Below are 10,244 nucleotides of genomic sequence, written 5' to 3' on the forward strand. Positions count from 1 at the left end.
TTTTTATAACAACACACAACAAGAGAACTACATGGAATTATTAGACGGAAAGAAAATCTCCAATGACATCAAAACAGAAATCACGGCCGAAGTAAACAAAATGAAAGCCAATGGTGAAAAAGTACCTCATTTAGCTGCCGTAATTGTAGGGAATGACGGTGCGAGTTTGACGTATGTTGGGAGCAAAGTAAAAGCCTGTGAATTGGTTGGTTTTGAATCGACACTAATCAAAATGCCAAGCACAACTTCGGAAACAGAATTGTTGAAAAAAATTAAGGAACTCAATGAAAATGACGATATCGATGGTTTTATTGTCCAGTTGCCTTTACCCGAGCAAATTGATACCCAAAGGGTTTTAATGGCAATTGACCCCAGCAAAGATGTGGATGGTTTTCACCCGGAAAATTTTGGGAAAATGGCTTTGGATATGACAACTTTTATACCGGCAACGCCTTTTGGAATTTTAGAGCTATTGGAACGATACAATGTGGAAACCAAAGGAAAACATACGGTAGTTATTGGTAGAAGTCACATCGTAGGTCGACCAATGAGTATTTTGATGGGTCGAAAAGGTTTCCCCGGAAATTCGACCGTTACTTTGACACACAGTTATACCAAAAACATAGCGCAGATCACTACGCAAGCCGATATTATCATCACCGCTCTAGGTGTGCCGAATTATTTAAAAGCCGAAATGATTAAAGACGACGCAGTGGTAATCGACGTAGGAATCACTCGCGTTGCCGATGATACTGATCCAAGAGGTTACAGAATTACCGGTGATGTTGATTTTGAATTTGTGTCCAAAAAAGCTTCGTATATCACTCCGGTTCCGGGAGGTGTTGGACCAATGACCATCGCGATGTTGTTGAAAAACACTTTACTCGCCAGAGAGCAAAAAAGATTAAGAATGGAATAAAAAAAATCCTGAGTGAAAACTCAGGATTTTTTGTTTTTACCGTTTTTATATTGGACTTTCTCCACCACTTGGACTTTCGGCGCTTGCTTTTTGTCTTTGGGATTAAAAGGCTTTTTCTTCGAATTTGTTTTGGGCTTTGCCTTGAAATCTGTTTTAGGCTTGAATTCCGCTTTTGGCTTTTCAGCAATATTTTTCTTAACCTCGGCTTGATTTTGCTTAATTACATCCATGGCGTTTTTCGGTTCTTCTTTAGTACCACGCAAATGAATTACCAATCCGTTTAGGAAATTGCGCAACACTTGGTCGCCACAATCCATGTATTTCGGATGATCGGCATTGCGGAAGAATGCGCCTAATTCGGCTGCAGATATTCTGAAATCTACCAATTGCATGATTTCTACTATTTGGTCATCGCGCAATTGTAAAGCGACACGGAGTTTTTTAAATATATCGTTGTTGTTCATCTTTAAAGTGGCTGAGACACTGAGTAGCTGAGTGCCTGAGTTAATAAATTTACAATTTTCTTAGTCACTAAGTCACTTAGAAAAGCCAAAGATACGCCTTTTTAAAGTTTTCACGCCACAATTTTTCGTTGTGCTGGCCACCTTTGATGATTACTTTTTTGTTGAGTTTTTTGCATTCACAGCGCTTGGTATTGACCCATTTCTCAACATTTTCCATATCAGTAACCATATCAGCATCACCTTCATTGTCGCCACAGAGGAAATAAACTTTGGTTTTAAAGTTTTCCGTTTTTGCCATTAAATCATTGATGTCTTTTCGGCAAAACCAAAAAGAAGGCGAGAAACAACCGACTTTACCAAATACTTCAGGATATTTTAGCGCTGCATAAAATGAAACCAATCCGCCCAATGAGCTTCCCATAATTGCGGTGTTTTTGGCACTGGTTTTGGTTCGGTAAGTTGCGTCAACTTTAGGTTTTAGGGTTTTGACGATGAAATCTAAATAGGCATCTGCTTTGCCACCGGCGTATTTCGGATGCGGAAATGGGGTTAATTCATCCATCCGTTTTTCACCTCCGTGTTCGATGCCAATTACAATCACTTGCGCATTGAGGCTGTCCAAAGTTTCATCTACATTCCATTCACCGACATAAGAAGTTTTGGCATCAAATAAATTTTGGGCATCATGCATATAAATCACCGGATACTTTTTGGCGGAAGCCGAATAATTTTTAGGCAAATACACCCAAATTTTTTTGGTGGATTTTAGTTGAGGTGCCTCAAGGTCAAATGTTGAAACTTGTTGGCTTGCTGTACTTTGTTGAGCAAATCCAAACCCAAATGAAAGGTAAGTCAGTAGCAGATATAAAGTTTTCAATATGCTTATTTCTCGGATTCGTTCTCTTTAGCTTCGCTCTGTTCGGCTTTGCCTTGATTCTTTTTCTTCTTTTTATCCGGCTTTTGGATCTTTAATAATTGGTATTTTTCTTTTTGATCAGGATTCAGATAGCCCAAAATGGTTTTTTCCATTTTTTCCTGAATCGATTTTAGTTCGTTATTTTTTTCTTCATCGGATAGTTCGCTTTTTAACAATATGTCTATCCTTTTGCTGTTGGTAGTCACCTCATTTTTAATAGCTATATATTGTAGTTCGTCGAGCGTCAAGTCCTTTTTTAGAAGCAGCATGTACCCTTGAATTTTTTCATTTCTGTTTTTTTCTATTTCTTCCGGAGTTGGTTCTTTGGGTGTTTGTTGCGTATTTGGCATTCCGTTATTGGTTCTGTTCATACCCATACCCGAGTTGCCATAACCATATTGTGCATGTGACTGTACAGCTGAAAAAAGGACAAAAAACAATATTATTTTTAAGCTTTTCATGGAGATTTAAATTTGTGGAGTAAAATTAGCTAAAATAATTGAGTGCCAATGTTAAAAAATAAATGATTGCTATTCCTCAAAAAATTATATTTTAGCAAAAAAATATTTTATTGATGAACAAATACGAAGAAAAATTAGCGTTATTAGCTGAAATGATTGCATTTTCTGTAGTTGACGGAAGACTGCACGAAAGAGAGTATCTTTTCTTGACGATGATAGCCGACGAACTTCAGGTAGTGCAAGAAGATTTTAAAGCTTTGTTCCATCAAGAGAATTATCCCAGTGTAATCAAAACGGAATTTGAACGCATCCAGCAATTTTATCGTTTGGCTTTGTTGATGCATTGCGACGGTGTTTTGCATGAACGCGAGCAAATTAAAATTCATGAAATAGGCATCAACATGGGATTAAATCCTCATGCCATCAAGCGAGTATTGAAAGCCATGGAAATTTCGCCTACAAAAATGATTTCCCCTGAGTTTTTGTTAGAGGTTTTTCAAGAACAATTGAACTGATATTTAGTCAGTTAAAAAAATCTTAAACCCGTCAAAATTTCATTTATTTCAACTTCGAAGTGGTCAAAATGACCTAAAAAATCTCTTGGTATATAGTTTGTTTTTGTGGTAGTAATCAGAATAGAATGTTTAACATTAAATTTTTACGACCATGAACTTAGTTAAAAGAAATTACAACAACTTTCCATCAATCATTGACGAGTTTTTGAAACCGGACTGGTTTGGTGGTTTTCAAAATTTACAGACTAACTCACCGGCGGTAAACATTAAAGAAACAGATGCTAATTACAGTTTAGAGTTGGCAGCTCCCGGAAAAGTTAAAGAAGATTTTGTGATTGAAATAGACCATAATGTACTGACTATTTCTTCTGAGGTAAAAGCAGAGAGTGAACAAAAAGACGAGGCCGGAAGATATACCCGAAGAGAGTTTAGCTATGCGGCTTTCCGAAGAGCGTTTACTTTACCAGAAACCGTAAACACCGATGATATCAATGCCAATTATGAAAATGGGGTTTTATATGTAACCTTGCCGAAGAAGCAAGAAGCGTTGCCAAAACCAAAGCGTTTGATTGATATTTTGTAATAGAAATTAAAAAGCGTCCTTTATGGGGACGCTTTTTTTATCTAATGTTGGGATTGATTCGGACTTATCTTAAGATCGGGCCGATTTGAATTTGATGATCTCGTTTTTCTTCTATTTTGCTTTATAGTTCTGATAAAAACACTAAAATCAGGGTTTTCTTTGTCTGCTGCTTCTGAGGTGAGAAAGTTGAATTTGGTCAATAGTTTGGTTGAATTCAGGTTTTCGTTATGAGTAAACGCTATTATTTTTTGAAATTTCAATGCTTGAAAAGCATAGTCAATCACTTCTTTTATTGCTTCTCTCATAATTCCTTGTCCTTGAAATTTTGTCATAAGTTCGTATCCGATTTCGCAACTGTTTTTTTCGTTTGAAAAGTCAAAAAGACAAATTGTCCCGACCATTTTTTTTGTTTCGGTTAAGCTAATTACCCAATAAATGGAGTCGTTATTTTTAATGTTATCATTTATCTTCTTGATAAAATTTATTGCGTCTTCAATTGTTTTGCTTGGTTTCCTGTTAAGATATTTGTTTATATCGGTATCAGAACGCAAATCAAAAATGTCTTGCTTGTCATCAATTGATAATTGTCTTAGTGTTAGTCTTTCAGTTGTTAAAATTGGGAAAGGTGTAAAATTTCTGTTTATCATTCTGTCATATTTACTTTATTTGGCCTATGATTAGATTTTTGAATGTAGTTACAAGATTGAATTGAAAATACTATTATTTATAACCGCAACTAAATAATTCAAATATTTTTCATCTTCCTTTTGGGCAAAGGCGAGCGAAACCACAAATGAAGAAAGAAATGTTGTCTTTAAGCAGATATTTAAATATTACATTATGTCTTGTGGCTTCGCGACCGTTGCGATGCCAGCGAACTGCATACTTTCTGCTAAGATAAAATATTTTCGTAAAGAGAGAAGTTCGTTCAAGAAAAACCTGCAATAGGGCGGAACCGCTGTTAGCTGTAGTTTACTCCAGCATTCCAAACTTGCTATGAATGTAGTCTATAATAATTGTTTTATTCTCAAACAGCAAAGGGCCAATTAGTCCTATAATTTTTTCCTCTTTATTAAACTGAACATCTTCATCAGTATCCGTAAATTGAGCATTGGTGATTTTCATATCCTTTCCATTAAAAAATATTGGATTAAGGAGTCGCTTTGTTTGGATAGTAATCTTATCGCCCCAAGTATTACCATCTAGTAGTTTTTCAGATGGCTCATTAGCATCGGTAAACTTTAGTATTGTTTCTTTATCGAGCAATAAATCACCCATACAATTTCCAGTATCAAACAGCACAAATTCAGTATTGTCTCCTATATTAATAGGGATTTTTATTCTTCCTTTTCGAATGGTAGCATCTACATAATCTGCTTTCTTGTATTTTTTTGGGAGTTTAGTGTACGTTCTTAGTCGATTATTTTTGAAATCAATGACCAAATAAGTGTTTTGAAATAAATCAGGAGCTATTGTCCCTACTAATTTTTGAGAAGGAGAATTTATTGAGCCCACTGGATAAGTATCACCATAATTGGGTATTAATGCAATATTTCTATTAGGAAATAAACTATGGTCTAATTGAATGTTTAATCCCTTTAGGAAAAAACTTTTTCTCCCATTTAGATAGTATGGAGCCAATGATGTATCTAACTTTTCCATTACCACAGGATAATAACTCGCAAAGGGTTTAAAAGAGTTTTCATAAAGCATAGTGGTTGTGGCACCCAAATCGAATTGCCCACAAAAATTATAGGGCATATTTTCTACTTTAAGAGGAATACTCATAGCCACTTTGTCAAAGTGTTTTCCGTATATAGTTTCTCCTTGCCAATCAAAATGTATCCATTTGGAATTAGATTGACTGTATAAAGTAAAATTACTTAAACCGAGTAAGAAAATAATGGCTAATAAAAGGTGTTTCATAAAGTTTGATTTAATCTTTTTTAAGTTTCCGCTAACGTTTCGCCGCTTTTAGCAGCTACGATAAATTTAACACTAAAAACTCCAAGTACAAAACTCCTTATGAAAATCAGCAGGATTTTCCGGAGAAGCGCATGCTTCGCAATTGTTACAAACTGCTGTTAGCGGTAGTGCGTTATTTACTATCATCACAAGATTTTATAGAAACTGATGTCAATATTCCATTTTTCAATTCAACAGATTCCAAAGCTTTACCTGGAAGATAAACTCCGGATAAAATAATATATTCTCCATTACATTTTTGGATAGTTCCATAAGTACTCCCTTCCATAAGAAACATAAAGCAAACGGAGTTTTCTAAATTATTTTTTTCAAGATCTTCTTTGGATATAAATACTCTACATATTTTTCCTTTTTCAAATTTGGCATAACCTTGAACCAGCACATTCTTTTTTTCAAATCTTTTCGAATGCTGAATTAGATTTTCTAAAGAAACTTCAATTGGTTTTTCAAGTTTAGGTTCTGTGTCATCCTGAGAAAAACAATTAATTGTTCCAAAGAAAAGTAATATGAATATAGAAATAGTTTTCGTCATTTATAAGGTGTTTTAGCAAGCATTACCGCTAACGTGCCGCAGATTGTGATAGTTGCTTATTACTAATGATTCCAAGTACAAAATAACTTTTGGAAATCCGTTAGGATTTCCGGCACACTCTTACTATGCAGTTGCTACAAACTGCTGTTAGCGGTAGTTTTTATCTGTTTTGTATTTTTCCTTCAGAGTTTATATAGTATTTTTTATCGAGAGTTGTGGTTTCAAAATTCCAATCGTCATCAACTTGAACTGAATATTCATGATGCAGTAAAATATTTAGCTTATTGTCAATTTTTCCTTGTCTAGTAAAACTCCAATGATTATTAGAACTAGGATTTATATAATTAAATCGAATGGCATCTAACTTTTCAAGATTATATTTTAATGTTGCTAAAAAACCTTCTTCGGTTAAAATTACAAAGAACTTAGGCTTTTTAGAAATCAGAATCCAGTTTGCAAAATAATTTTCATCAGTTAAATTAAATAAAGCATCTTCTTCACTTTCTGCAAAATCTATGGCTCCTCCATCTAGTTCGATTGGAATTAATTTGAAATTTAAGTTTCTCATTTTTTTATTCTTGAATTCCGACAAATCAATTTTGATGAGATCTTCGGATTTCAAACTATCAATATCTTTTACTAATCTTAAACTATCAACATGTTTCAATAATTTTAAACTGTCCGTGTTGATTACAGAAGAATCACTTTTTTGTATTACTTCTTTTTTTGTGCAAGAAGCAATAGTTATAAGAAATAAAAATGTTGCTATTAATCTCATGGGCAAAAATTGCTGGTAACTTTATGTGGATTGCTTTCAGTGTCGTTGAACCAGCACCAAGCCATTACAAATATAATAAAACATTCCATTCAGTAGCGGATTTTTCGTAGGAAAATACGGAAGTATCCATTGAAGCAAACCGCTGTTAGTAGAATTGTTTTATTTCATACGATTCATTTCATTTGCACCATGAATTGCTTCAATTGCTTCAAAAACTTCATCTTGACTTTGTTTTTCAGACCAGCCTTTTGAGAATAGTTCTTTTCTAACTTCATCTACAGTTTTGTCTTTTACGAAATTATAAAATGCAAAATCAACAACTTCAACAGGAACTCTTTCTAATTGGTAAGATGTTATTCCAGTTATCAATTTTAAAACACCAACATAATAAGTAATAACAATTTGTAAAACCCAACTAATAATCAAACCAATCCAACCTGTATTTAGTTTTTTTATTGTTAATCCTTGTTCAAATCGCAGTTTAATAAATTCAAAAAATCCAATACGGTCGTAGTTGTTTTCTCTTAATATTATTTCATATTGGAAATATTGATTCAAAACATATATAAGAATTATCATTCCAATTAATAAATACTTTAGTTTTAAAAATTCTGTAAAGTTTGAAAACTTGATAAGATATTTTAAAGAAAAACCTATTGCGATTGCAACTAAAAATTCAAATAAACCAATTATGTAAATTCCATTTACAGAAACTTTTGCTAAAATAATTGCTAAAATAATTGACACGATAAATCCGCCAATTAATGGAATTACAAAATTTGGTTTTTTTATTTCATTTGGTTTTGGCAAAACTTCAGGAATAACATAATCATCCCAATTATTTTTTCTTTCGGCTTCAATTTCTAATTTTTCAAGTGATTCTTTATCAAAACTTTTTTCAGTTTCTTTAAAAGCGTGAATAAACAATTTCACTCTTTTTGAGTTTCTACCATTATCCCACATTTCATTTCCTAAAGATTCACTTTTGACAATAGTTTTTCCGTGGTTATATGATATTGTAATTGATTCTGTCCATTTATCATGACCAAAATTAGTTTCTTTTCTTTTAGCTTCAATATTAGTTTCGTCTTTATAAACTATATCCCAATTTAATTTTTCAATTGTCTTTTCAGCAACAGGAATAAAATTTTTTTCGCTTAAATTAGTTCTAAATTCTTCTTCAAATTTTGGAGTCCAACCAAAGCTGTGTTTTTTTTCAATTGTTTTTTCGTAAGTTTTTAAACTTTCTTCCATGTAAGATTTTTATTTTTTTGGGATAATATTTCTACTAACGTTTCGTGGCTAGTCGCATTTGCGAAGCCAACGCAACTGCGTACTGTCTACTAAGATAAAGTTTTTACGCGAAAAAAGAAGTACAACTCAAGAAAAACCAGCTATAGCTTATAACCGCTGTTACCGGCTGGCGAGTTATTCTAAGTCTAACTCTTTCTTTATGATTTGACTTTCATTTTTTCTGTCTGATTTTCTTCTTTCAGACTTCTGCTTTTGAACATACTTATTTATATTCCCAAGACACATTCCATATTCCGCAAGCCATGAACCTTGTTTAATCATTATGCCGTTCATTGGACAAGTTTCGTAACCGCAATTATGTTTTGAATATTCTCCAAAATTTTGATGTCTGATTCTTTTTTCACGCAATATTTTCTCTTGATTCTTCCTTATTTTACGCCACAATTCTTCTTTGTCTCCATTTGTAAGTTCTAATCCTAAAGTTTCCACTTTTATATAAGTCCAAGGATCTTTTACTTGAAGGAAGTCAAATGTTTTATGAAATACAGTATTGGCTAATTCTCGAACATTTATTTTTTCCTCAACACTTAACTTTTCATTCTCAGAAATAGAACGATAAAGGCCTAATGTATTGAAGTCTGAATAGTTTTTATGATTTTCAATATAGAACTGATATTCTTCAAAATTCAGGCTATTAAATTGTTTTCCGATTTCCATACTTCTCTTTTAAGATAAACGTGATTTTGGCGGTTTCAAGTTTCTAGCGCAACGCTAGTTGATTCAAATATAGTTATAATTTTTCTAAAATGATTTTATCAAAAACTTCTTTAGGAGTTTGATAGTCGAGTACCTTTCTTGGTCTTTCATTAAGTTCGTTTTGAACGCTTTTAAGGCGTTTTTTAGTCACAATTGACAAATCGGTTCCTTTTGGGAAATAATCTCTTAAAAGTCCGTTTGTGTTTTCGTTTGTTGGTCTTTCCCAAGGCGAATATGGATGAGTGAAATAAACTTGTACTTTGGTGTTTTTAGTGAATAATTTATGCTGCGCCATTTCAGTTCCGTTGTCGTAAGTCAAAGATTTTTTCATCAGCTTTGGAAGTTGTTTAAATTCCTTTTCGAATGCTTTACGAACAGATTTGGAATCCCTGTTTTTGAGATGAACCAGTATTACAGCTCTGGTAGATCTTTCCACTAAAGTTCCAATAGCTGATTCTCGGTTTTTACCCAGAATTAAATCACCTTCCCAATGTCCCGGAATTTCACGTCCGAGTACTTCTTTCGGGCGTTCATCTATTCTGACAGGATCTTTAATGGTTGTTCTTTTGTCGGTTCCTCGACGTGTATTTCCTCTTTGTTTTCTTTTTTGTCTGAGCTCTGAAATTAGCATTTCTTTGAGCTCTTTTTTAGAGTGAAGATAGATGTAAAGATAGATGGTTTCGTGCGAAGCTTGCATAGTTTTATCATTAGGAAATAGCCGTTTTAAACTTACTGATATTTGGTCAGGTGACCAAAACATTGCGAGTTTTTGATGAATGAATTTTTGCAGTTTTGGATTGAAAAGAATCTTGCTTTTACCAAATCTTCTGTCTATGGTTCTAGAGTAAGATTTTAAGTTAGCATAATAAGCTTGGTATTGCTTTTTAGGGTACTTTTTGACTTCTCTGATAATAGAACTTTTGTGTCTTCCAAGTTTAAGTGCAATAGCAGAATAGGAGAGATTAAGCGCTAATAATTTTTCAATCTCAATACGTTCTTGTAGTGTAATTCGGTTGTAGTTTTTCATAATAACGAACTTATAAATTTCTTTAAAAGTTGCGTTAGATTATTGAACCGGCG

The 10,244-nt window shown here is 33.4% G+C and carries 13 protein-coding genes; 3 read left to right on the forward strand and 10 right to left on the reverse strand.

Translation table 11 applies throughout. From position 1 onward, the window contains the following. Nucleotides 1–31 precede the first annotated feature (31 nt). Nucleotides 32–919: a bifunctional 5,10-methylenetetrahydrofolate dehydrogenase/5,10-methenyltetrahydrofolate cyclohydrolase gene (locus HA632_RS06530; protein ID WP_176306398.1), complete on the forward strand. Its 888-nt coding sequence runs from the start codon at nucleotides 32–34 to the stop codon at nucleotides 917–919. 20 nt (nucleotides 920–939) lie between these two features. On the opposite strand, the gene HA632_RS06535 is transcribed toward HA632_RS06530, so the two are convergent. From HA632_RS06535 to HA632_RS06545, 3 genes are all read right to left on the reverse strand, one after another. Beyond that, a complete protein-coding gene (locus HA632_RS06535) occupies nucleotides 940–1,383 on the reverse strand; it encodes a DUF1456 family protein (protein ID WP_176306399.1) in 444 nt (147 codons plus the stop codon). A 76-nt stretch (nucleotides 1,384–1,459) separates the two neighbouring features. Further along, nucleotides 1,460–2,263 (reverse strand): alpha/beta hydrolase-fold protein, encoded by an 804-nt coding sequence (locus HA632_RS06540; RefSeq protein WP_317174600.1) that lies wholly within the window; start codon nucleotides 2,261–2,263, stop codon nucleotides 1,460–1,462. Between the two features lie 2 nt (nucleotides 2,264–2,265). After that, on the reverse strand, nucleotides 2,266–2,760 hold the full coding sequence (locus tag HA632_RS06545) for a hypothetical protein (RefSeq protein WP_176306400.1): 495 nt from the start codon (nucleotides 2,758–2,760) through the stop codon (nucleotides 2,266–2,268). A 113-nt stretch (nucleotides 2,761–2,873) separates the two neighbouring features. On the opposite strand from HA632_RS06545, the gene HA632_RS06550 reads away from it, so the two are divergent. Next, nucleotides 2,874–3,275 (forward strand): excinuclease ABC subunit B, encoded by a 402-nt coding sequence (locus HA632_RS06550; protein WP_176306401.1) that lies wholly within the window; start codon nucleotides 2,874–2,876, stop codon nucleotides 3,273–3,275. A gap of 151 nt (nucleotides 3,276–3,426) precedes the next feature. Beyond that, nucleotides 3,427–3,858, forward strand: a complete 432-nt coding sequence (locus HA632_RS06555) for an Hsp20/alpha crystallin family protein (RefSeq protein WP_176306402.1) — start codon at nucleotides 3,427–3,429, stop codon at nucleotides 3,856–3,858. A gap of 41 nt (nucleotides 3,859–3,899) precedes the next feature. Here HA632_RS06555 and HA632_RS06560 read toward each other — a convergent pair whose 3' ends face one another. The 7 genes from HA632_RS06560 to HA632_RS06590 all read right to left on the reverse strand — a co-directional run bounded on the left by HA632_RS06560 (nucleotide 3,900) and on the right by HA632_RS06590 (nucleotide 10,191). Then, on the reverse strand, nucleotides 3,900–4,505 hold the full coding sequence (locus tag HA632_RS06560) for a GNAT family N-acetyltransferase (RefSeq protein WP_176306403.1): 606 nt from the start codon (nucleotides 4,503–4,505) through the stop codon (nucleotides 3,900–3,902). 325 nt (nucleotides 4,506–4,830) lie between these two features. Then, a complete protein-coding gene (locus HA632_RS06565; protein WP_176306404.1) occupies nucleotides 4,831–5,784 on the reverse strand; it encodes a hypothetical protein in 954 nt (317 codons plus the stop codon). 172 nt (nucleotides 5,785–5,956) lie between these two features. Further along, nucleotides 5,957–6,376, reverse strand: coding sequence for a hypothetical protein (locus HA632_RS06570; protein WP_176306405.1), 420 nt, complete (start codon nucleotides 6,374–6,376; stop codon nucleotides 5,957–5,959). Nucleotides 6,377–6,536: 160 nt separating this feature from the next. Next, entirely contained in the window at nucleotides 6,537–7,154 is a 618-nt protein-coding gene (locus HA632_RS06575) for a hypothetical protein (RefSeq protein WP_176306406.1), read from the reverse strand. Nucleotides 7,155–7,313: 159 nt separating this feature from the next. Next, nucleotides 7,314–8,408, reverse strand: a complete 1,095-nt coding sequence (locus tag HA632_RS06580) for a hypothetical protein (RefSeq protein ID WP_176306407.1) — start codon at nucleotides 8,406–8,408, stop codon at nucleotides 7,314–7,316. Between the two features lie 174 nt (nucleotides 8,409–8,582). After that, on the reverse strand, nucleotides 8,583–9,125 hold the full coding sequence (locus tag HA632_RS06585) for a hypothetical protein (RefSeq protein ID WP_176306408.1): 543 nt from the start codon (nucleotides 9,123–9,125) through the stop codon (nucleotides 8,583–8,585). A gap of 73 nt (nucleotides 9,126–9,198) precedes the next feature. Next, nucleotides 9,199–10,191 carry an IS30 family transposase gene (locus tag HA632_RS06590; RefSeq protein ID WP_176305558.1) on the reverse strand — a complete coding sequence of 331 codons (993 nt, stop codon included), beginning with the start codon at nucleotides 10,189–10,191 and terminating at the stop codon, nucleotides 9,199–9,201. Nucleotides 10,192–10,244: the final 53 nt, after the last annotated feature.

Source organism: Flavobacterium sp. J49, from assembly GCF_011742145.1.
GTDB lineage: Bacteria > Bacteroidota > Bacteroidia > Flavobacteriales > Flavobacteriaceae > Flavobacterium.